The sequence below is a fragment of the Rhodococcus sp. PAE-6 genome (genome assembly GCF_025290685.1).
GTDB classification, from domain to species: Bacteria; Actinomycetota; Actinomycetes; order Mycobacteriales; family Mycobacteriaceae; genus Rhodococcus; species Rhodococcus pyridinivorans.
On record NZ_JAOCLZ010000005.1, the window covers coordinates 173,537 to 195,373 of the forward strand.

The 21,837-nt window shown below is 69.2% G+C and carries 20 protein-coding genes; 10 read left to right on the plus strand and 10 right to left on the minus strand.

Annotation, left to right across the window (positions count from 1 at the left end; translation table 11 throughout):
* Nucleotides 1-37 precede the first annotated feature (37 nt).
* Nucleotides 38-832: an alpha/beta fold hydrolase gene (locus NVV99_RS13105; RefSeq protein WP_024103464.1), complete on the minus strand. Its 795-nt coding sequence runs from the start codon at nucleotides 830-832 to the stop codon at nucleotides 38-40.
* Nucleotides 833-834: 2 nt separating this feature from the next.
* Nucleotides 835-1,569 (minus strand): hypothetical protein, encoded by a 735-nt coding sequence (locus tag NVV99_RS13110; protein WP_006554327.1) that lies wholly within the window; start codon nucleotides 1,567-1,569, stop codon nucleotides 835-837.
* 57 nt (nucleotides 1,570-1,626) lie between these two features.
* Between NVV99_RS13110 and NVV99_RS13115 the strand changes: the two genes are divergently transcribed.
* Nucleotides 1,627-2,487 (plus strand): AraC family transcriptional regulator, encoded by an 861-nt coding sequence (locus NVV99_RS13115; protein WP_024103465.1) that lies wholly within the window; start codon nucleotides 1,627-1,629, stop codon nucleotides 2,485-2,487.
* Nucleotides 2,484-2,948: a VOC family protein gene (locus tag NVV99_RS13120; RefSeq protein WP_024103466.1), complete on the plus strand. Its 465-nt coding sequence runs from the start codon at nucleotides 2,484-2,486 to the stop codon at nucleotides 2,946-2,948. Before NVV99_RS13115 ends, NVV99_RS13120 begins: the two co-directional genes overlap by 4 nt.
* 31 nt (nucleotides 2,949-2,979) lie before the next feature.
* On the opposite strand, the gene NVV99_RS13125 is transcribed toward NVV99_RS13120, so the two are convergent.
* Both NVV99_RS13125 and NVV99_RS13130 read right to left on the minus strand, forming a co-directional pair.
* Complete coding sequence (locus NVV99_RS13125; protein WP_006554330.1) at nucleotides 2,980-3,999, minus strand: glutathione S-transferase family protein; 1,020 nt, start codon at nucleotides 3,997-3,999, stop codon at nucleotides 2,980-2,982.
* A gap of 25 nt (nucleotides 4,000-4,024) precedes the next feature.
* Nucleotides 4,025-4,720 carry a hypothetical protein gene (locus NVV99_RS13130; RefSeq protein ID WP_024103467.1) on the minus strand — a complete coding sequence of 232 codons (696 nt, stop codon included), beginning with the start codon at nucleotides 4,718-4,720 and terminating at the stop codon, nucleotides 4,025-4,027.
* Between the two features lie 94 nt (nucleotides 4,721-4,814).
* Between NVV99_RS13130 and NVV99_RS13135 the strand changes: the two genes are divergently transcribed.
* The 4 genes from NVV99_RS13135 to NVV99_RS13150 all read left to right on the plus strand — a co-directional run bounded on the left by NVV99_RS13135 (nucleotide 4,815) and on the right by NVV99_RS13150 (nucleotide 9,317).
* Nucleotides 4,815-6,290, plus strand: a complete 1,476-nt coding sequence (locus NVV99_RS13135) for an MFS transporter (RefSeq protein WP_024103468.1) — start codon at nucleotides 4,815-4,817, stop codon at nucleotides 6,288-6,290.
* 133 nt (nucleotides 6,291-6,423) lie between these two features.
* Nucleotides 6,424-7,467: a class I adenylate-forming enzyme family protein gene (locus tag NVV99_RS13140; RefSeq protein WP_051424894.1), complete on the plus strand. Its 1,044-nt coding sequence runs from the start codon at nucleotides 6,424-6,426 to the stop codon at nucleotides 7,465-7,467.
* Between the two features lie 78 nt (nucleotides 7,468-7,545).
* Nucleotides 7,546-8,307, plus strand: coding sequence for a crotonase/enoyl-CoA hydratase family protein (locus tag NVV99_RS13145; protein ID WP_024103470.1), 762 nt, complete (start codon nucleotides 7,546-7,548; stop codon nucleotides 8,305-8,307).
* Between the two features lie 77 nt (nucleotides 8,308-8,384).
* Nucleotides 8,385-9,317 (plus strand): adenosine deaminase, encoded by a 933-nt coding sequence (locus NVV99_RS13150; protein WP_024103471.1) that lies wholly within the window; start codon nucleotides 8,385-8,387, stop codon nucleotides 9,315-9,317.
* Nucleotides 9,318-9,344: 27 nt separating this feature from the next.
* Here the strand turns inward: NVV99_RS13150 and NVV99_RS13155 are convergent, their stop codons facing one another.
* Nucleotides 9,345-10,652 carry a D-arabinono-1,4-lactone oxidase gene (locus NVV99_RS13155; protein WP_024103472.1) on the minus strand — a complete coding sequence of 436 codons (1,308 nt, stop codon included), beginning with the start codon at nucleotides 10,650-10,652 and terminating at the stop codon, nucleotides 9,345-9,347.
* 76 nt (nucleotides 10,653-10,728) lie between these two features.
* On the opposite strand from NVV99_RS13155, the gene NVV99_RS13160 reads away from it, so the two are divergent.
* From NVV99_RS13160 to NVV99_RS13170, 3 genes are read left to right on the plus strand one after another with little or no spacing between them, the layout of a single operon-like run.
* Nucleotides 10,729-11,373, plus strand: coding sequence for a TetR/AcrR family transcriptional regulator (locus tag NVV99_RS13160; RefSeq protein WP_024103473.1), 645 nt, complete (start codon nucleotides 10,729-10,731; stop codon nucleotides 11,371-11,373).
* Between the two features lie 30 nt (nucleotides 11,374-11,403).
* Nucleotides 11,404-12,597 (plus strand): alanine racemase, encoded by a 1,194-nt coding sequence (locus NVV99_RS13165; RefSeq protein WP_024103474.1) that lies wholly within the window; start codon nucleotides 11,404-11,406, stop codon nucleotides 12,595-12,597.
* 27 nt (nucleotides 12,598-12,624) lie between these two features.
* Nucleotides 12,625-13,299, plus strand: a complete 675-nt coding sequence (locus NVV99_RS13170) for an alpha/beta hydrolase (RefSeq protein WP_019288094.1) — start codon at nucleotides 12,625-12,627, stop codon at nucleotides 13,297-13,299.
* A 28-nt stretch (nucleotides 13,300-13,327) separates the two neighbouring features.
* Here NVV99_RS13170 and NVV99_RS13175 read toward each other — a convergent pair whose 3' ends face one another.
* From NVV99_RS13175 to NVV99_RS13185, 3 genes are all read right to left on the minus strand, one after another.
* Complete coding sequence (locus tag NVV99_RS13175) at nucleotides 13,328-15,130, minus strand: long-chain fatty acid--CoA ligase (RefSeq protein WP_024103476.1); 1,803 nt, start codon at nucleotides 15,128-15,130, stop codon at nucleotides 13,328-13,330.
* A gap of 151 nt (nucleotides 15,131-15,281) precedes the next feature.
* Nucleotides 15,282-15,992 (minus strand): phosphoribosyltransferase, encoded by a 711-nt coding sequence (locus NVV99_RS13180; RefSeq protein WP_024103477.1) that lies wholly within the window; start codon nucleotides 15,990-15,992, stop codon nucleotides 15,282-15,284.
* Nucleotides 15,993-16,031: 39 nt separating this feature from the next.
* The gene (locus NVV99_RS13185) at nucleotides 16,032-17,375 is read right to left on the minus strand and encodes a TrpB-like pyridoxal phosphate-dependent enzyme (protein WP_024103478.1); all 1,344 of its coding nucleotides are present in this window, start codon (nucleotides 17,373-17,375) and stop codon (nucleotides 16,032-16,034) included.
* A 158-nt stretch (nucleotides 17,376-17,533) separates the two neighbouring features.
* Between NVV99_RS13185 and NVV99_RS13190 the strand changes: the two genes are divergently transcribed.
* A complete protein-coding gene (locus NVV99_RS13190; RefSeq protein WP_006553923.1) occupies nucleotides 17,534-19,414 on the plus strand; it encodes a DEAD/DEAH box helicase in 1,881 nt (626 codons plus the stop codon).
* A 6-nt stretch (nucleotides 19,415-19,420) separates the two neighbouring features.
* On the opposite strand, the gene NVV99_RS13195 is transcribed toward NVV99_RS13190, so the two are convergent.
* The gene (locus NVV99_RS13195) at nucleotides 19,421-19,936 is read right to left on the minus strand and encodes a DinB family protein (RefSeq protein WP_260782890.1); all 516 of its coding nucleotides are present in this window, start codon (nucleotides 19,934-19,936) and stop codon (nucleotides 19,421-19,423) included.
* A complete protein-coding gene (locus NVV99_RS13200; protein WP_024103480.1) occupies nucleotides 19,933-21,834 on the minus strand; it encodes an ABC transporter ATP-binding protein in 1,902 nt (633 codons plus the stop codon). Before NVV99_RS13200 ends, NVV99_RS13195 begins: the two co-directional genes overlap by 4 nt.
* Nucleotides 21,835-21,837 lie beyond the last annotated feature (3 nt).

Here is a 21,837-nt window from a genome sequence, read left to right on the forward strand (position 1 = left end):
GGTGCGGCTGGTGCCGCGGTCGCCGTGAGCTTACGGGTCAGTCGAGGAAGGGCAGGACGGCGTCGAGGAATTCGCGGGGCGCGTCGAGCTGAGGACAGTGCCCGGCATCGGGGATGATCACCACCCGTCTCCGGCCGCCGGCCTGCACCCGTCGTGCGGCGTGAGCGGGCGTCAACCGGTCTTGTGCACCCCACACCAGCAGGGCCGGCATGTCGAGGGCGTGCACCATCTCCGGGATCGGCAGTCGGCCGAGCTCACCGATCGCGTGCCGGCCCACGGTCAGCAGCGTGTCGACCTGCTCGCGGGTCGCGTAGTTCGCCGCGAACGCCGTGCGCGCCGCCCGGTCGAAGGTGCCGCGCCGGTGCACGGCGGCCCGCGCGTACAGGGCACCCATGGCCTGCTGCATCACCGGAGCGGGCAGCAGGCGCGACAGTTCGACCGGCATGCGTGCACCCTGCGTCCACCACCGGGGGATCCCGGCGAGACCCGGCATGTCGGCGAGCACCACGCGGTCGACCCGGGACGGGTGGACCGACGCGAACACCAGTGCGGTGACCGCACCGAGCGAGTTCCCGACCAGCGACACCGGTTCGGGAACGTCGTCGACGAGGTCGGCCAGGACGTCGACATAGTGGTCGAGCACGGGGGTCTCCCAGTGCTGCGCGCTACGTCCGAAACCGGGCAGGTCGACCGCGAGCACCCGGTGCCGTTCGGCGATCGCCGGCGCGACCTTGCACCACGTACCGCCGTGATCGGAGAAGCCGTGCAGCAGAACGACGGTGCGTGGTCCCGCACCGGACTCCCGTACGAACACCTTCCCGTCGGCCGGCACGGTCAGTCCTTCGGGACCGGAACACCGGTGTCGAGCGCCGGTGCCTCTCCGCTCGCCGGGAGGACGGGACGTGCGACGGGCCACGCGGCCGGCGGTGGACCGAAGGCGTCGCGGGCGTTCTGGATCGTGCGCTTGCCCAGCGCACGGTTGCCGACGCCACCGATCGCGGCGCCGATACCAGCGGGGACGAGCTTGCCGATCAGCAGCGGACTGCGCTTGGCGAAGTACCGGCGGATGAATTTCTTGACCAGGGAATTGTTCAGCGTCTTCAGCTGGGTGCCGCCCGCGCCGGTGGTCAGCGCCTTGGGCCAGTTGCGCAGCGACGCGCCGGTCGCGGTCGCGACGATCTCCCGGCCGGCGTCACCGAGGGAGACGGCGAGCACCAGCGCGCGGCGCTGCTCGTGGTTGTGGGGTTCGATCCCGTGCACCGATGCGATGGCCAGGGTGAGCAGCGCGGACGCCTCGAAGAAGAAGGCCGTCTCGGCGCCGACCGCGCCGATGGCCGCGAGTGTCCCGATGCCGGGGAAGGCTGCGGTTGCGCCCGCCGCGGACCCGCTGCCGGTGACGGTCAGCAGGAACTGCTTCTCGAGCCGCTCGATGATCTGCGCCGGGGACTCGTCGGGGTGCGAGCGCCGCATGAGATCGACGTACTTGGCCACCGCAGGGCCCTGCAGCCTCGCGCCGTTGTCCAGCATCTTGACGATAAAGGCCTCTGCGACGCCTGCCTTGTTGCTCATCGTGCCCCTGTTCTCCGGTGCTCTTGTCTTCCGGACTGCTCTCACTACGCTGGTGCCATGACCGGGTCCGCAGTCGGTGAGTCTGACGGCGCCAGGCGGCGTCCGACACCCCTGCTGACACCCTACGTACGGTCGTACGAGGGGTATCGGCTCGACGGTTTCCCGTCGGGGACCCATCTGGGTATGCCCTCTCCGGAGGTCACCGTAATCCTCACGATCTCCGAACCCGTCGAACTCTCGCGGGGCGACGGACGGTGCCCGGAACGTTTCGACGCGCTCGCCGGAGGGTTGTCGACGCAACCGGTGCCCATCGTCCACCACGGCCGGCAGCACGGGATCCAACTCGCGCTCACCCCCGCGGGTGCGCGCGCCCTGCTGGGTGTGCCCGCCGCCGCGCTCGGGCCGTGGGCCGTCGATCTCGAGGACGTCATCGGCGCCGACGGCCGGGAGTTGTTCGACCGGATCTCCGCGGTCGAATCGTGGGACGAGCGGTTCGCCGTCCTCGACCGGCTTCTCACCCGCCGCCTGGTCGCCGCACGGTCGACGAGTCCGGACGGGCACCTCGTCCACGCCTGGCACCTGCTCGTGACGCACCCGGCTCGCCCGGTCCGCGCTGTTGCGGACGAACTCGGATGGAGCAGGCGACACCTCGCGAACCGGTGCGCCGCCGAGTTCGGACTGTCCCCGAAGGACGTGGCCCGGGTGGCGCGCTTCGACCGGTCGCGACGGATGCTGCGGGCCGACCCCGGCCGCCGCCTCGCCGATGTCGCCGCCGAGTGCGGCTTCTACGACCAGGCGCATCTCGCCCGCGACTGGCGCGATCTGGCGGGCGTCCCGCCGTCGCGGTGGCTCGAGGACGAGGTGTTCCCATTCGTCCAAGACGACCGGGGGGTTCCGGGCCGACACTCGGAGACATGACGAACACAACGAATTCCACGCAGCAGTCGACCACCCTCACACCCACCGTCGACACGGTGTGGCCGTGCTTCGCCTACACCGACGCCCGGGGCGCGATCCGTTTCCTCGTGGACACCCTCGGGTTCGCCGAAGCGGAGGTCTACGGGGAAGGGGATCGCGTCGACCACGCAGCCCTGCTCTGGCCGCACGGCGGAGGGGTCATGCTCGGCTCGACCGGTCGCGGGTCGCCGCTCGACCAGCACGCCGACAGGGGCGCCGTCTATCTCGTGCTTCCCGACGACGTCACCGTCGATGCCCTGTACGAGAGGGTGCTCGCCTCGGCGCAGGCGGAGGACCCGGCGGTCCGCGCGACCGTGACCGTCGAACTCCGCGACGAGGACTACGGATCGCACGGGTTCACCTGCCGGGACCCGCACGGTGTGTACTGGACGATCGGCACCTACCGGCCCCGCCGGCCGTAGGAACCGTCGCAGGGGGCAGCGTCGCAGGGGATCAGCGGGCGACCGTGCCGTGCCCTTCGGGGACCACCTCGCTCGGACGCGGCGGGGGCGGCGGTGTGCCGTCCCCGAACGGCCGCCCGCCGAGCGCCTCACGGCCGTGCGGATCGAGCCAGTTCGACAGGTCCGGTCCCTTCGGCACGATGCCCGTGGGATTGACGTCGGTGTGCACGAGGTAGTAGTGCTGCTTGATCTGAACGAAGTCGATGGTGTCGCCGAAGCCGGGTGTCTGGAACAGATCGCGCGCGTAGGCCCACAGCGCCGGAAAGTCCGCCAGCCGGTTCCGGTTGCACTTGAAGTGCCCGTGGTAGACGGGATCGAACCGGACGAGCGTGGTGAACAGGCGCACGTCGGCCTCGGTGATGGTCTCGCCCACGAGATAGCGCTGCGCCCCGAGGCGTTCCTCGAGCCAGTCGAGGCGGGCGAAGAGACGGTCGAAGGCCTTGTCGTAGGACTCCTGCGAACCGGCGAAACCGCACCGGTACACGCCGTTGTTGACGTCCTGGTAGACGAGCTCGGCCACCTCGTCGATCTCGCCTCGTAGCTCCTCGGGATACAGATCCGGGGCGCCCTCGCGGTGGAACTGCGTCCACTCGGTGGAGAAGTCGAGGGTGATCTGCGGATAGTCGTTCGTCACGACCTGCCCGGTGGGCACGTCGACGACGGCCGGGACGGTGATGCCGCGGTCGTATCCGGGGAATCGCGCGAAGTACGCGTCCTGCAGTCGCGGGATGCCGAGGACGGGGTCGACCCCGCCCGGGTCGAGATCGAACGTCCAGCTGCGCTCGTCGTGCGTCGGGCCGCACAGTCCCAGCGACAGAGCGTCCTCGAGACCGAGCAGCCGCCGCACGATGAGGGTGCGGTTGGCCCACGGGCACGCCCGGGCGGCGACGAGCCGGTACCGCCCCGACTCGACGGGATAGCCGTCGCGCCCGTCCGCGGTGATGCGGGTTCGGATGTAGTTGGTGTCGCGGGCGAACTCCGCACCCGGCTCGACGTACTTGTTCTCGGTCACCTACGCATCCTTCCGTGCACACTCGTCACTTCCCGGGTGGAACCCGAACCGTCACGAGGGTTCCCCAGATGTCGTATCCCGACACCGCCGCGACCGTCCGGGCACCGCGGTTGTCGCGGCGCATGCGGGCCAGCGGGACGAGTCCGGCGTCGAGCGCGTCGTGGGTCGCCAGCGTCGCGACCGTCGAGGCGAGCCCGAGCCGGCGCGCCGGCGGTGTCGTCAGCACCCGCACATCGGCCAGCAACGACCCGAGTTCGCTGTAGGCCGCGCCGGCGAGGGGACGGTGATCGTCGTCGAGCAATACGAACACGCGCGACGGCCCGGTCGGCGACAGTTCGGCCTCGGTGACGTCGTCGGGCGGGCAGCACCGCAGCAGTTCGGCGAGGTCCTCGGGGTCGTCGGAGATGAGCGGGTTCTCGACGCGTGTCGCGTCGATCCAGTCGGTGCACAGGGCGAGGATCTCCGTGCGACCCGCGTGGCCTGCGACGACGAGCTCGGCGTTCGGGGCATCGATCTCGGCCGGGTCGGGTTCGGCCGCGAGGCGGGAGACCGCGGCGTCGGGTCCGACGATCGCGGTGGCGCGCCCCACGGCGAGCAGTCGGACGTCGCGGAACGAGTCGTCGACACGCGTCACGCACCCGGGTTCGACGAGGGCGCCGTCGGGTAGGCCCAGTGCACGACACCACGCGAGGGCGGCGATGCTCGAGATGTGCGGGTCCACCCCGCTACCGTAGACCGCCGACGAGGGGAGAGGTCCGGTGAGCGACGACAGCGGGGTGGACACGCGCGAACGCGGGTCCGATGTGGCGGTGGAGATGTCCGACGGTGCCCGCTGGGCGGCGTTGGGCGCTCTGTGCCTGGGCTTCTTCATGATCCTGGTGGACAGCACGATCGTCGCCGTCGCCAACCCGGCGATCATGCGGACCTTCGGGGCCGACATCGCCGCCGTCGTGTGGGTCACGAGCGCCTATCTGCTCGCCTACGCGGTGCCGCTGCTCGTGACGGGCCGCCTCGGCGACCGCTTCGGTCAGCGCCGGGTCTACCTCTGCGGGCTGGTGCTGTTCACGATCGCGTCGTTGTGGTGCGGTTTCTCGTCGACGATCGAGATGCTCATCGTCGCCCGCGTGTTCCAGGGATTCGGCGCGGCGCTCATGTCGCCGCAGACCATGGCCGTGGTGACCCGGATCTTCCCGCGTGAGCGGCGCGGGACCGCGATGGGCCTGTGGGGCGCCGTGGCCGGGGTCGCGACGCTCGTCGGGCCGCTGGCCGGCGGTGTCCTGGTCGACGGGCTCGGCTGGGAATGGATCTTCTTCGTGAACGTGCCCGTCGGGATCGTCGGGTTCGCGCTCGCAGTGCGGTACGTGCCGGTGCTGCCCACGAGCCCGCACCGGTTCGACGTGCTCGGCATGCTGCTCAGCGGCGCCGGCCTGTTCTGCCTCGTGTTCGGGATCCAGGAGGGCAACTCGTTCGAGTGGACCGCCCGCGTGTGGGTGCTGATCGGGCTGGGCATCGTGTTGCTCGTCGTGTTCGTCGTCCAGCAGTCGCGCAACCGCGGTGAACCGCTCGTACCGCTGTCGCTGTTCCGGGACCGCAACTTCGGGTTGGCGAACATCGGTATCGCGACGATGGGTTTCGCCATCACCGGCGTCATGCTGCCGATCATGTTCTACGCCCAGTCGGTGCGCGGTCTGAGCCCGACCGGCGCCGCGATGCTCATGGTGCCGATGGCGGTCTTCAGTGGTGTGCTCGCGCCGCTCGTGGGCAGGCTCGTCGACCGGGTCCATCCGCGGCTGATCGCCGGTACCGGCTTCTCGCTGCTCACGATCGGGCTGGGTTGGCTCGCGCTGGTGATGACCCCCGACGCGGAGATCTGGCAGTTGCTGCTGCCGATCGCCCTGATCGGGGTGGCGAACGCGGGCATCTGGTCGCCGCTCTCGGCCACCGCGACGAACGGTCTCGCACCGAGCCGGGCCGGGGCGGGTTCCGGTGTGTACAACACGACGCGTCAGGTGGGCGCGGTGATGGGGAGTGCCGCTCTCGGTGCGATCATGGCGGCGCGGTTGAGCGCCAACGGTGTCGGCGGGGGAGGAGGGGCGCCGGAGATGGAGACGTCCGGCTCCGTCCTGCCGGAGCCCCTGCACGAACCGTTCGCCGCGGCGATGGCCGAATCGTTGTGGCTTCCCGCCGGCATCCTGCTCATCGGGCTCGTGGCCGCGCTCGCCTTCGACCGTCCCGCGAGCCAGAAGGAACAGCGTGCCGCCGAGGAGCGTTCGGCGGCAGCGAGCGCCTGACGGACGTTCCAGCGACCACCCTGCGGCACCTTCCCCGGTTGTCCGTGACCCGCCGTTTCCTCACATGGCTGTGATCCGCGCCATATAGTGCAGGCACGCACGCCGGGTGGGAGGTGGCATGTCGGTGGCCGTAGTGGAAATTCCTGCAGGGAGTCGTTGGCTCCGGGACGATCGGGTCACTCGCCGCGACAGCGGCATCCTCCAGTACGACTGCCTGGAGCCGTGCATCGCCGAGCTGCTCGATCGGAGTGCGTTGCGTTTCGCGAACCGCGTCGCGGTGGTCGACCGATGCGGCCGCGCACTCACCTACCGCGAACTGTGGGCCGCCGCAGCCCGCGTCGCCGGTGGTCTCCTCGATCAGGGGATCGGCCCCACCGACCGGGTGGTCGTCTGTCAGCCGAACGGGGTCCGCTGGCTGATCGGGTTCCTGGGCGTGGTCCTTGCCGGAGGTGTTCCGGTGCTCCCCGACCCGAGCTGCAGCCCCGAGGAAGCGGCGGAGATCGAGGTCCACAGCGGTGCGGTTCTCACCCTGGACTCCGATCTGCCCGACGGTGTCGCCTTCCTCGACGGAGGTGCGTCACCGGACGAGCTCGCGGTGCTCTACTACGTGCGCGTCGCCGGTGGTGGACTGCGCGGCGTCGAACTGACCAACACCAACGTGCTGTCGACGATCGAGGCCGTCGCCCACGCGATGGATCTCGTCGGCGACGGCGTACGGACCGTGCTGACGGCGCCGCTGTCCACGGCGGTCGGATGCAGCGTCCAGTTGCTGCCCACCCTCGCCTCCGGGGGAACCGTCGTGGTCTCGGGATCCCGCGTGATCCGCGCACCGTGGCGGCACCTCCGCGCAGCTTTCCCCACCTCGCGGTGTGTGCGGGGCTGGGGAGTCGCCGAGACGGGAGGGATCGGTCTGCTGCTGCCCTCGGAACACCGCTCCCGCCATCCCCGCAGTGTCGGAGTGCCGTTCGGAGGGATCGAGATCGCGCTGCTCGGGCCCGATGCCGAACACGGTGTCGGCGAACTGCTCTGTCGCGGACCGAGCGTGGCCCGCCGCTATTGGCGTGATCCGTGCGCCACGGACGAGACGTTCACGGAGGACGGCTGGTTCCGCACGGGCGATCAGGTGCGCATCGACGACGAGGGCTTCGTCGATCAGATCGCCGTCCGGGTGTCGTGAACCCTGCAACAGGTTCCCGTCCGGTATACAGCCTGTAACCCGATGAACCGGCATTTTTCGTAGTGGAGAGGTGTGTCCATGTCCGACGTAGTCCTGCTCGAACGACGCGATCGCGTTCTCGTCATCACCATCAACCGGCCCGAGGCGCGCAACGCCGTCAACGCCGCCGTGAGCCACGCGCTCGCCGAGGCGGTCGACCAGCTCGACAGCGACGACTCCCTGTCGGTCGGTGTGCTCACCGGCGCCGGCGGCAACTTCTGCGCGGGCATGGACCTCAAGGCGTTCGTCGCCGGCGAGAACGTGGTCGTGCCCGGTAAGGGTCTCGGCTTCACGGAGGCGCCGCCGCGCAAGCCGCTCATCTCCGCCGTCGAAGGATTCGCCCTCGCCGGCGGAACCGAACTCGTCCTGGCCACCGACCTCGTCGTCGCCGCGAAGGACGCGAAGTTCGGCATCCCGGAGGTCAAGCGCGGCCTCGTCGCCGGTGGCGGTGGCCTGCTGCGCCTGCCGTCGCGCATCCCCTACCAGAAGGCCCTCGAACTCGCCCTCACCGGGGACGCGTTCACCGCCGAGGAAGGCTACGGATACGGTTTCGTCAATCGTCTCACCGAACCCGGTGGGGCACTCGAGGGTGCATTCGAACTGGCCGAGCGCATCACAGCGAACGGACCGCTCGCCGTGGCGGCGACCAAGGAGATCATCGTCCGCTCGGCCGATTGGTCGAGCGACGAAGCATTCGCGAAGCAGATGGAGATCATGGCGCCCGTGTTCACCTCGGAGGACGCGCGTGAAGGCGCCACCGCCTTCGCCGAGAAGCGACCCCCTGTGTGGAAGGGTCGCTGAGCTCCGGTGTGGAAAGGTCGCTGAGCTCCGGTGTGGAAGGGTCGCTGAAAGACCGAACGAGAGATGGCGAGGATCAGGTGACCGACGGATTCGCAGAACTGCACGTGCACATCGAGGGCACGCTCGAACCCGAGCTGATCCTCGCCCTCGCCGAGCGGAACCGCATCGAGTTGCCCTATCGCGATCTCGACGATCTGCGCAGCCGCTACGAGTTCACCGATCTGCAGTCGTTCCTCGACCTGTACTACGCGAACATGGAGGTCCTGCGCACCGCGCAGGACTTCGCCGACCTCGCCCGCGCCTATTTCGCTCGTGCGGCGCGGGCGGGTGTCACCCACGCGGAGTTCTTCTTCGATCCGCAGGCCCACACCTCGCGCGGTGTCCCGCTGCCAGAGGTCGTAGCCGGGCTCTCCGACGCGGTCGCCGGGGCACACCGGGAGTTCGGGGTCGATGCGGCGATGATCGCGTCGATCGTGCGCGATCGCCCCGTGCCCGAAGCGCATGAGGTGTTCGGCGAACTGCTGCGCCTCGGTGCGCCGATCATCGCTCTCGGCCTGGACTCGGCGGAGGTCGGTCACCCGCCGTCACTGTTCGAGGACGTCTTCGCGCGGGCGCGGGCCGAAGGGCTGCACATCACCGCGCACGCGGGGGAGGAGGGACCTCCGGAATATGTTTGGCAGGCGCTCGATCTGCTCGGCGCCGAGCGCATCGACCACGGCATCCGCTCGCTCGAGGATCCCGAACTCGTCGCGCGCCTGGTCGACGAGAGCATTCCCCTCACCGTCTGCCCGTTCTCGAATGTCCGCCTCCGCGTGGTGGATACGCTCGCCGACCATCCGCTGCGCCGCATGCTCGAGGCGGGCCTGTCGGTGAGCGTGCACTCGGACGATCCCGCCTATTTCGGTGGTTACGTCGACGACAACCTCGCAGGGCTGAAGGATCAGCTCGGTCTGACCGATGCCGAACGGGATGTGCTCCGGCGCAATTCGTGGGACGCCGCCTTCCTCTGAGTCCGTCCGGGTGAGTCGGCTCGGGCGTCATTCGCCCAGGACGCGGCGCAGATACGGGTTCGTGAAGGTGCGGTGCGGATCCACGCGGTCGCGCACGGCGAGGAAGTCGTCGAACCGAGGGTAGAGCTCGCGTAGAGCGTCCGCGGTCAGGGAATGGAGCTTGCCCCAGTGCGGGCGTCCCTGCGCGGCGCGCAGGATCGGCTCGACACCGTCGAAGTAGGTCGTGTGGTCGCGCCGATGGTACTGGTGCACGGCCACATAGGCGGTATCGCGGCCCTGCGCCGTGGACAACCAGACATCGTCGCCCTGCGCGAACCGCACCTCCACCGGAAAACCGACACGAACGTCCGTGCGCTGCAGCCACGCATCGATCTCGCGCAGAACCGCTGGAAGGTGCTCGGCGGGGAGCGCGTACTCCATCTCCCGGAACCGCACCCGGCGGGTGGAGGCGAACACCCGGTAACTGCGGTCGACGAAGGTGCGCGGAGACAACGCCCGTGACGCGACCCGGTTCAGCGCCGGGATGGTGGCGGGAACCCGCGTCCCGACCTGCTGGAGGAGTGCGAAGGCGCCGTTGGAGAGCAGTTCGTCGTCGAGGAGGGTGCGCACCCGCCCGACCGGCTGCACCGGTGCCTCACCGGGGAGGCGGGTGTTGCGTTTGACGAGCACGCCGTCGGTGTGCGGGAACCAGTAGAACTCGAAATGGTCGCCACCGCTTCGCAGTTCGTCGAGGGCATCGAGTGTCGTGCGGAGCGACGAGGGTGCTTCCTCCGCGCGCAGGCGGAATGCGGGGACACAATCGAGCGTCACGGTCGCGAGCACGCCGAGGGCGCCGAGGCCGAGCCGGGCGGCCTCGAACAGGTCGGGCTCGTGCTCGGGGGAGCAGTCGACGATCCGGCCGTCGGCGAGCACAATCGTCGCGCCGCACACGGCTGCCGCCAGTCCGCGGAAGGTTGCACCGGTGCCGTGGGTGCCGGTCGAGATCGCGCCGGCGACGGACTGCACGTCGATGTCGCCGAGATTCGGTACGGCGAGGCCCTGTGCCCACAGCAGGTCGCCCAGGCCGCGCAGTCGCGTCCCCGCCCGCACGGTGACGCGCGCGCCGGTGGCCGACGGGTCCACCGCGACGAGACCTGACATCCGGTCGAGCGAGATGAGCGTGCCGTCGGTGACGGCCGCGCCGGTGAACGAGTGCCCGGCGCCCACGGCCTTGACATGTTCGCCCTGCTCGGAGGCGCGGACGACGACGCGCGCGAGGTCGTCGGTGCTGCCGGGGGTCTCGAAACGGCGAGGTGCCGCACTCTCGGTGCGAGCCCAATTGTGCCAGGTGGCCATGCCTCATCTTCGACCTGGACAAGCGTCCAAGTCAACACCTGCTCGTGAACCTTTCCCGACCTCTACCATCAGGGTCATGCCGAATCGGTTGCCTGCTGACGAGCGCCGCGCCCAACTCGTGGCAGCAGCACTGGAACTGGCGGAGGGCGGGGGAGTCGGAGCCGTCACGGTCCGCGCCGTCGCCGAGAAGGCCGGAGTGTCACTGGGCGTTGTCCACTACTGTTTCGACAGCAAGGAAGCCCTCGTCGTCGCCATGGCGAACGCCGTCGTCGGCGAACTGGCCGGAGCCATGCACGCGGCCTTCGATGTGCCCGAGGACGCGCAGCAGACCGGCGGAGTCGACTGTCTCCGCTCGATGCTCCACACCGGCCTTCGCTCCATGTGGTCGACGATCGAATCCACGCCGGGGCTACAGACCCTCACCTACGAGATCACCGCCTACTCGCTCCGGCAGCGCACCGATGGCAGTCCCGCCGGCGGCGACATCGCCGTGGAGCAGTACCGCCTGATGGACAAGCAGGCCCAGTTGTTCCTCGACACCTGCGCCGAGCGGTGCGGCGTCGAATGGTCGCTGCCCACTTCGACGCTCGCACGACTGTCGTTGTCCGTGCTCGACGGCGTCGTGCTCCGGTGGCTCGTCGATCGCGACGGCGAGGCGGCCACGGCCGAACTGGGAGTCGTCGCCGACATCATCGCGACCCGTGCCGTAGAACGTTCCTGACCCGACCCGACCTTTTCGAAGGGATCGCCCGTGCTCCGTGCTGCTTCCGTTCACGACGACGCCCTCGACCGGGTGCACGCGGCGACGGCCGACCTCGACCCGCCGTTCGCCGCCGTCGATCTGCCCACCCTGCGGCGCAACGCCGACGACCTGATCCGCCGCGCGAACGGTGTGCCCGTGCGGGTCGCGAGCAAATCGGTGCGCTGTCGTGCCGTCCTCGCCGAGGTCCTCGGCCCGGAACTGACCACCCGCGGCGGTTTTCGCGGCATCATGGCGTACTCGCTACGGGAGGCGCTGTGGCTCGTCGAGCACGGAGCGCGCGACATCCTGATGGGCTACCCCACGGTCGACCGGGCGGCGCTCGGGAAGCTCGCGGTGTCGCCGGACGCGGTGCAGGCGATCACGCTCATGGTCGATTCGGCCGAGCACCTCGACATCATCCGTACGGCTTTGGGGAAGAACACTTTCCGGACGAAGGTCTGCCTGGACATCGATGCGTCGTTGCGGGTGGGTCCGCTCCATCTCGGTGTGCGCCGTTCTCCGCTGCGCGACCCGGAGGCAGCCTCCGGCCTGGCCCGTCGCGCCGACGCCGCCGGATTCGACGTCGTCGGAGTGATGTTCTACGAGGCCCAGATCGCGGGCCTGCCCGACTCGTCGCTGCCGGTACGGCTCGTCAAGGGACTGTCGGCGCGGGATCTCTCCTCGCGCCGCCGCGCCGTGGTGGAGGCCGTGCGTGCGGTCGTGGGTGACCTCGAACTGGTCAACGGTGGCGGAACCGGCTCGCTCGAGGTGACCACCGCCGATCGTGTCGTCACCGAGGCCACCGCGGGATCGGGGCTGTATGTGCCCACCCTGTTCGACGGCTACCGGGCGTTCACCCCGAACCCGTCGATGTTCTTCGCGCTGCCTGCCGTACGCAAACCGTCACCGTCGGTCACGACGTTGTTCGGCGGCGGGTACATCGCGTCCGGCCCGACCGGCGCCTCGCGGGTGCCGCGCCCGGTCCGTCCTGCGGGATTGAAGTTGCTGGGGACGGAAGGTGCCGGCGAGGTGCAGACCCCGGTGCGCGGTCGCGCTGCCGCGTCGATCCCCGTCGGGGGACGGGTGTGGTTCCGCCACGCGAAGGCCGGCGAACTGTGCGAGAGGTTCGACCGGGTGTACCTCGTCGACGAGAACGGACGCACCGAGGTTCCCACCTATCGCGGTGAGGGCGGCTGCTGGTGACCTTCCGGCTCCGGCCACAATGAGGCCATGCCGTTGACGTTCTTCCCCGGGTCGGTCGGCCGGGTCCACTGGCGGTGCCGGACCGTCGACGACGCGAGAGCCGGTGTGGTGTTCGCGCACGGCTTCGGGCAGCACACCGGGCACTACCACCGTTTCGCCTCCGGCCTCGCCGCCCACGGCATCGCGTGGTGGGGACTCGACCTCGCCGGACACGGGCTCTCCGAAGGAGAACCCGGCTCACCGGGCAACGTCGAGTTCCACGCCGAGGACTTCGGCGTGCTCACCGGCCTCGCCGCCGAGTCCGGTCTGCCGCTGGTGGTGATGGGCCATTCGCTGGGGGCGGCGACGGTCCTGACGGCGCTGGATGCCGATCCCTCCGGTGGTAGCCGCCTCGCGGGCGTCGTGCTGTGCGGTACGCCGCGCACCGCGGCCCTGCCGGAGACGGCCGAAGCGCTCGGCGCGAGCGACCTGCCGGTCCTGCTGGTCCACGGCGTCGACGACCGACTTGCCCCCATCGACCCGGTACGCGAGTGGGCGTCGTCGCTGCCCGGGGCACAGTGGTGCGAGTATTCCGATGCCGGGCACGACCTGTTGCACGAACCCGTACATCGCAGGGTGACTTCGGATATTGCCGCGTTCGTGGGCGACGTGGCCGGCCGGATTCCCAGATTCCCCGAGAAACGACCGGGCCCCTCGCGGTGACGAGGGGCCCGGTCGACGGTGTGGAACCTCAGTTGTAGATCGCTGCGATCTCGGCGCCGTGCTTGTCGTGGATGATGTTCCTCTTGAGCTTGAGCGTCGGGGTCAGCTCGCCGCTCTCGACGCTGAAATCGGTCTCGAGGAGGCGGTACTTGCGGATCGCCTCGGCGTTCGAGACCTTCTTGTTGGTCTCGGCAACCGCCTCGTCGATCTCGGCGATCAGGTCGGGGTTCTTGATCAGATCGGCGACCGTGGTTTCCGCCGGCAGACCGTGTCGCTCGAGCCAGCCCGGCAGCGCCTCCGGATCGAGGGTGATCAGCGCGCCGACGAATGGCTTGGAATCACCGACCACGATGACCTGGCTGATCAGCGGGTGGGCGCGCAGCGAATCCTCGAGGACGGCCGGGGCGACGTTCTTGCCGCCCGCGGTGACGATGAGTTCCTTCTTGCGGCCGGTGATCGAGATGAAGCCGTCCTCGTCGATCGCACCGATGTCGCCGGTGTGGAACCAGCCGTCGCGGATGGCTTCGTCGGTGGCCTTGTCGTTCTGCCAGTAGCCGTCGAACACCTGGGGGCCCTTGAGGAGGAGCTCGCCGTCCTCGGCGATCTTCGCGGCGCAGCCGTTGAACGGCGTGCCGACGGTGCCGATCTTCTGGGCGGCCGGGGTGTTCATGATGATGCCGCCGGTGGTCTCCGTCAGGCCGTAACCCTCGTAGATGGTGACGCCGACACCGCGGAAGAAGTGGCCGAGACGTGCGCCGAGTGCGGCGCCGCCCGAGACGGCCCGGGTGACGTTGCCGCCGAGCGCGGCCTTGAGCTTGCCGTAGACCAGCTTGTCGAAGACGAAGTGCTGGATCTTCAGGCCGAGGCCGGGGCCGCCGTTCTCGAGGGCCTTGCTGTACTCGATCGCGACCTCCGAGGCCTTCTCGAAGATCTTGCCCTTGCCGCCGTCGTAGGCCTTCTGCTTCGCCGAGTTGTAGACCTTCTCGAACACGCGGGGCACCGAGAGGATGAAGTTCGGCTTGAAGACCGCGAACTGGTCGAGCAGCGTCGTCAGGTCGGAGGTATGACCGACGGTGACCTTGCTGTCGAATGCCGCGAACGAGATCAGGCGCGCGAAGACGTGTGCCATCGGGATGAACAGCAGGGTGCGCTGGCCCTCGTGCATCGAGTCGGGCAGGGCCAGGCCGCAGGCCGCGGACTCCGAGGCGAAGTGGCGGTGCTTGAGCTGGACGCCCTTCGGCCGGCCCGTGGTGCCGGAGGTGTAGATGAGGGTCGCCGCGGATTCGGCCGTGACCGAGTTGCGCCGTTCCTCGACCTCCTCGTCGGTGACCGCTGCGCCGCGTGCGATGAGCTCGTCGACCGCGCTCTTGCCGCCCGGCGCCGGCTCGATCTGCAGGACCTCGCGCACGGTCGGGGCGTTCTCGGCGACCTCGCGGACGGTGTCGACGTGACCGGAGTTCTCGACGATGAGCAGCTTGGTCCCGGAGTCCTCGAGGATCCACTGGGCCTGGTCGGCCGACGACGTCTCGTAGATCGCCACGGTGGCACCGCCCGCGGCCCAGATGGCGTAGTCGAGCAGGACCCATTCGTAGCGGGTCGCCGACAGGACCGCGACGCGGTCGCCGAGCTCGATACCCGACGCGATCAGGCCCTTCGCCACGGCGCGCACCTCGGATGCGAACTGGCGGGCGGTGACGGGAACCCACTTGCCGTCGACCAGTCGCTCGAACGGCACGAACTCCGGCGACTCCTTCTCGTGCCGGAAGACGCTGTCGGCCATCGACGTGTTCTCGGGAATCGAGAACGACTGTGGTACGGCAATCTCACTCACTGTGACCCCTCCATCGTTAGGTGCTGTCGGTGTGCATTGCATCACACGTCGTTGGGAAATGCATTACCCTCGGACCGCTTTGCCCCCTTTTTACAGTCCGATAGGCAGTGATCCAGGTAACAATGCTACCCGCCGGTAACGAGGATTGCCACTATCGGATCGTCTCGTCGGATTTCCCGGTACCGGAAGTACCAGTATTTCGGAGAAGGAGAATCGCTTCGTCGTCGCCGAGCTGATGGAAGTCGTCGTAGGCGGCGCCGACGCTGTCGGTGTCCACCGGCGTCCACGGGCAGATCACCTCGTCGGCCGTCCGGCCGGCCCGGCGCAGTGCGTCGGGGGAGGCCACCGGCACCGCGAGGACGACCCGGGTCGCTCCGGAGGCGCGCGCGGCGAGGCATGCCACCGCGGCCGTCGCACCTGTGGCGATGCCGTCGTCGACGACGATCGCCGTGCGGCCCTCCAGCGGCACCCGGGTGCGACCGGCACGCAGGCAATCGGCACGTCGAGCCAGTTCGGCCAGCTCGCGTCGCTCGACGGCCGCCACGGATTCGGGGGCGATCCGCCCGCGCCGGATCACGTCGTCGTTGAGGACCCGGAAGACGGCGTCCTGCGTGGTCGATTCCCCGGCGGTTCCGGGACCCGGTCCTTCGGCGATCGCGCCCATCGCGAGTTCGGGATGCCAGGGCACGCCCAGTTTGCGCACCACGAGGACGTCCAGGGGCGCATCGAGGGCTGCGGCGAGTTCACGGGCGACGGGAATGCCGCCGCGAGGTAGTGCGAGGACCACCGGGTCGGCGTCGCGCAGGTGCCCGGCCGACCGAGCGAGTCGCCGGCCTGCCTCCTCGCGTGTGGCGTACCCCACACCTCCAGTATGGGACGGTCCGCCCGGGCGGGCGAGCATTCACCGCCCGGACGGACCGAGGGGATCTCGGTCGAGCTCGCCCGACAGGTACGAGTGGTAGGCGGGCAGATCGAGCTGGCCGTGGCCGGACAGGCCGATCACGATGACCTCGGGTTCGGTGAGGCCCCGCGCGTACTCCGCGGCCGCGGCGATCGCGTGCGACGACTCCGGCGCCGGCACGATGCCCTCGTTCCGGGCGAAGAGCACCGCCGCGGAGAAGGCATCGATCTGTGCCACGGACTGTCCCTGCACGTAGCCGAGCTCGACGGTGTGGCTGAGCAACGGCGCCATGCCGTGATATCGCAGCCCGCCGGCGTGGATCGGATCCGGGATGAAGTCCTGGCCGAGGGTGTGCATCTTCAGCAGCGGGGTCAGACCCGCGATGTCACCGTGGTCGTAGCGGTACTCGCCGCGGGTGATCGACGGGCACGCCGCGGGCTCGACGGCGACGACACGCGTGGTCGCCCGCTCGTGGATGACCTCGCGCAGGAACGGGAACGACAGGCCGGCGAGGTTCGAACCGCCGCCCGCGCAACCGAAGACGACGTCGGCCTGGTCCTCACCCGCGGCCCGCAGTTGCTCCACGGCCTCGAGGCCGATGACGGTCTGGTGCAGCACCACGTGGTTGAGCACGCTGCCGAGGGTGTAGCGGGCGGCGGCGTCCTTCACTGCGACCTCCACGGCCTCCGAGACCGCGATGCCGAGCGAGCCGGGTGTGTCCGGGTGCTCGGCAAGGACGGCGCGACCGGCCTCCGTCAGGTCGGACGGGCTGGGATGTACTGTGCCGCCGTAGGTCTCGATGAGGAAGCGGCGGTAGGGCTTCGAGTCGTAGGAGGCGCGGACCTGCCACACCTCGAGATCGATACCGAACTTCGCGCACGCGAACGACAGGGCCGAACCCCACTGTCCGGCACCGGTCTCCGTCGTGAGCCGGGTGACGCCGTCGAGCGAGTTGTAGTAGGCCTGTGCGACCGCCGAGTTCACCTTGTGGCTGCCCACCGGGCTCACGCCCTCGTACTTGACGTAGATGCGGGCCGGGGTGCCGAGTGCCTTCTCGAACGAGCGGGCGCGGAAAAGGGGCGTGGAGCGGTAACCGGCGTAGACCTCGCGCACGGCCTCCGGGATCTCGATGTCGGTCTCGGTCGACAGTTCCTGCTCGATCAGTCCCGAGGCGAACAGAGGTGCGAGATCGTCGGCGGTGATCGGTTCGCGGGTGCCGGGGTGCAGGTGCGGCGGCGGGGCCACCGCGAGGTCGCCGACGATGTTGTACCAGTGCGTCGGAATACCCGAATCGGCGACGGACGGGGGTGTCGCGGACGCGTGCGCGGAGGGGGAAGCCGTCACTGTGGAATCCTTCGGTCGAGGACGGTGAACCTGCCCAGTGTGACGCGCCCCGGGTGCCGGCGACGGGGTGGGGTGGGTCATTGTTCGCGCGCTCGAGCCCAGGTCGCGGCCGGGTCCGGGCGCGAAGAGGTGAGTTCATCCGATAAACTGCTGGTCAAATGAGTGATATTCAAGACGCCCCCGACCAGGAGACCGCAGCTCTCACGTTTGCCGATCTCGACATCGATGCACGTGTGCTGCAAGCTCTTTCGGATGTGGGTTACGAGTCCCCGTCGCCGATCCAGGCGGCGACCATCCCACCGCTGCTGGAGGGACGGGACGTCGTCGGTCTCGCTCAGACCGGCACCGGCAAGACCGCCGCCTTCGCGGTGCCGATCCTCTCGCGTATCGACACCTCCGTGAAGCGGCCCCAGGCGCTGGTGCTGGCGCCCACCCGCGAGCTCGCGCTGCAGGTCGCGGAGGCTTTCGGTAAGTATTCCGTCCATATCCCGGGCCTGTCCGTCCTGCCCATCTACGGCGGTCAGGCATACGGTGTACAGCTGTCCGGTCTCCGCCGCGGCGCCCAGGTCATCGTCGGCACCCCCGGACGTGTGATCGATCACCTCGCCAAGGGCACCCTCGACATCTCCGAACTCGAGTTCCTCGTCCTCGACGAGGCCGACGAGATGCTCACCATGGGCTTCCAGGAGGACGTCGAGCGCATCCTCGCCGACACCCCCGACACCAAGCAGGTCGCGCTGTTCTCCGCGACCATGCCGGGCGCGATCCGCCGGCTGTCGAAGCAGTACCTGAAGGATCCGCAGGAGATCACCGTCAAGTCGAAGACGACGACGTCGGCGAACATCTCCCAGCGCTGGGTTCTCGTCTCCCATCAGCGCAAGCTCGACGCGCTGACCCGAATCCTCGAGGTCGAGACCTTCGAGGCCATGATCATCTTCGTGCGCACGAAGCAGGCCACCGAGGACCTGGCCGAGCGCCTGCGCGCCCGCGGTTTCTCCGCCGCCGCCATCAACGGCGACATCGTGCAGGCCCAGCGCGAGCGCACGATCAACCAGCTCAAGAACGGCACGCTCGACATCCTCGTCGCCACCGACGTCGCCGCGCGTGGTCTCGACGTCGAGCGCATCAGCCACGTCGTCAACTACGACATCCCTCACGACACCGAGTCGTACGTGCACCGCATCGGCCGCACAGGCCGCGCCGGCCGCACCGGCGACGCGCTGCTGTTCGTCGCTCCGCGCGAGCGTCACCTGCTCAAGGCGATCGAGCGGGCCACCCGCCAGCCGCTCGCCGAGATGCAGCTGCCCACCGTCGAGGACGTCAACGCCCAGCGCGTATCGAAGTTCAACGACTCGATCACCGAGGCGCTCGCCTCCGATCACCTGCAGCTGTTCCGCACCTTCATCGAGGACTACGAGCGTGAGCACGACGTGCCGCTCGCCGACATCGCGGCCGCGCTGGCGGTGCTGTCTCGCGACGGCGAGTCGTTCCTCATGGAGGCCGAACCCGAGCCGGTCGCACCGCCGCGCCGCGAGCGCGAACCGCGCGAGCGTCCGCCGCGTCGCTTCGACGACGGGCCGAAGGTCGGTCGCGACGGCCAGGAGATGACCACCTACCGCATCGCCGTAGGCAAGCGTCACCGCGTGCAGCCCGGTGCGATCGTCGGTGCCATCGCCAACGAGGGCGGACTGCGCCGCGGCGATTTCGGGCACATCAGCATCCGTGCCGATCACAGCCTCGTCGAGCTGCCGAAGGATCTGTCGCCGCAGACCCTCGACGCGCTGCGCTCCACCCGCATCTCGGGCGTGCTCATCCAGCTGCAGCCCGACTCCGGCGCACCGTCCGGACGTCCCAGCTCGTATCGCGGACGCGACGACCGTCGCGGCGACGATCGACGCGGGGGAGACCGTCGCGATCACGGCAAGCGCGATCGTGGCGGCAAGCGCGAGTACGGCGACAGCCGTGGTGGCCGCTCCGGCGACTTCACACACCGCAGCGACCGCAACGACCGTGGGGGTCGCGGCGGTTACCGCGACTGACCGCCGTCAGCTCGTCCGTTGCGCCAGGACGTCGGCGGTGGCTCCGTCGATCGACTCGCGGATGATGTCGGCGTGCCCGGCGTGGCGGGCCCACTCCTCGATCTGATGCAGGATCAGGAAGCGGACTGTGAACGGTTCGCCCTGATCGAGCCACTGCGCGACGCCGGGGGAGATCTCGACGACCCGGCCGAGGTCGGCTTCGCCGTGAACCGTCGCGGCGAACCGCTCGGCCTCGGCGTCGAGGCGGGCGAGCTGGTCGGCGACCGTCTCGCTCTCCTCGACCCGCCACCCCGCCTGCCATGCCGCGACACGGTCGGCGTCGCGAGGATTGTCGCCGCGGATTCGGCCGTCCGTGGCGACGAGACCGTCGACGAGATGGTTGACCAGCGACGCCAAGCTCATCGATGACGCGCTCGGCGCGCTGCGGGCCTGATCCTCGGTCAGGCCCGACAGCGCGTTGCGCAGGGCGTCGAACTGGTTGGAGAGCAACTTCAGCAACAGGTCGTGTTCTCGGGCGCTCATGCGTCGAGTATGGGGGCTCCCGCCGACACCTTCGGTCCCGAATCGGCGAACTGCGTGCGGTACAGCTCCGCGTAGCGGCCGCCCGCCGCCAGGAGATCGTCGTGGTTGCCGCGTTCGATGATGCGTCCGGCCTCGACGACCAGGATCTCGTCGGCGGCGCGGATGGTCGACAGACGGTGTGCGATGACCACCGAGGTGCGACCCTCGAGTGCCTCGGTCAACGCCTCCTGCACAGCGGCCTCCGAGGTCGAATCGAGATGGGCGGTGGCCTCGTCCAGGATCACCACCCGCGGATGGGCGAGCAGCAGTCGCGCGATCGTCAGCCGCTGACGCTCACCACCCGAGAGCCGGTAGCCGCGTTCGCCGACGACCGTGTCGAGTCCGTTCGGTAACGACGCGATCAGGGGCTCGAGGCGTGCGCGACGTAGGGCGTCCCACAGTTCGTCCTCGCCGGCTTCGGGGCGGGCGAGCAGCAGGTTGTTGCGGACCGTGTCGTGGAACAGGTGACCGTCCTGGGTGACCAGCCCGACTGTCGCGCGGATCGAGTCGGCGGTCAGTTCGCGGACGTCCGCTCCGCCGAGCAGCACGGCGCCGGAATCGACATCGTACAATCGCGGGATCAGTTGTGCGATGGTCGATTTGCCCGCGCCGGACGATCCGACCAGTGCGACCATCCGGCCCGGTTCCACGCGGAACGACACGTCGCGCAGCACCTCTTCGCCGCCCCGCGAATCGAGGACCGCCACCTCCTCGAGCGATGCGAGCGAGACCTTGTCGGCGGACGGATACGCGAAGGTGACATTCCGGAGTTCCACTGCGACCGGACCGCCGGGCACCGGCCGGGCGTCGGGCGACTGCTCGATCAGCGGCTTCAGATCGAGGATCTCGAAGACCCGCTCGAAGCTCACCATCGCACTCATGACGTCCATGCGGGCGCTGGCCAGCGCGGTCAGCGGCGAGTACAGGCGCGTGAGGAGCATCGCCATCGCGACCACCGAACCGGGATCGAGCTGATCGCGCAGGGCATAGAAACCGCCGAGGCCGTAGACGAGTGCGAGCGCGAGCGCGGACACGAGTGTCAGAGCGGTGACGAACACGCTCTGCAGCATCGCGGTGCGCACCCCGATGTCGCGGACCCGTTTCGCCCGGACGGCGAACTCCCTCGACTCCTGTGCCGGACGGCCGAACAGCTTGACCAGGGTGGCGCCTGGAGCCGAGAACCGTTCGGTCATCTGCGTGTTCATCACCGAGTTGTGGTTGGCGGCCTCCCGGCTGAGCTGCGCGAGCCGGGCGCCCATGTGCCGGGCGGGAATCACGAAGATCGGGAGCAGCAGCAGTGCGAGAAGGGTGATCTGCCAGGATATCCCGATCATCACCACCAGGGTGATCGCGAGGGTGACGATGTTGCCGACCACGCCGGACAGGGTGTCGCTGAAGGCACGCTGCGCACCGATGACGTCGTTGTTCAGGCGCGAGACGAGCGCGCCCGTGCGGGTTCTCGTGAAGAAGGCGACCGGCATGCGCTGCACGTGGTCGAAGACCGTGGTGCGCAGATCGAGGATGAGATCCTCGCCGATGCTCGCCGACAACCAGCGGTTCGCGATCCCGAGGCCGGCCTCGATCAGTGCGATCGCGGCGATGATCACCGCGAGCAGCACCACGACCGAGACCGCAGCGCCGTCGACGATCGCGTCGATCACCCGCCCCGCGAGTACCGGTGTCGCGACGCCGAGCGCCGCGATGGTCACGCTCAGGACGAGATAGAAGGTGATGTTACGGCGGTGCGGCCGGGCGAACTCGGCGATCCGCCGCAGGCTCGCTCGGGAGAACGGCCTGCGGTCGCTCTCGGCGTGCATCGCGTTGTACATCGCGTTCCACGCGGTGACTTCCATGCTCATGGT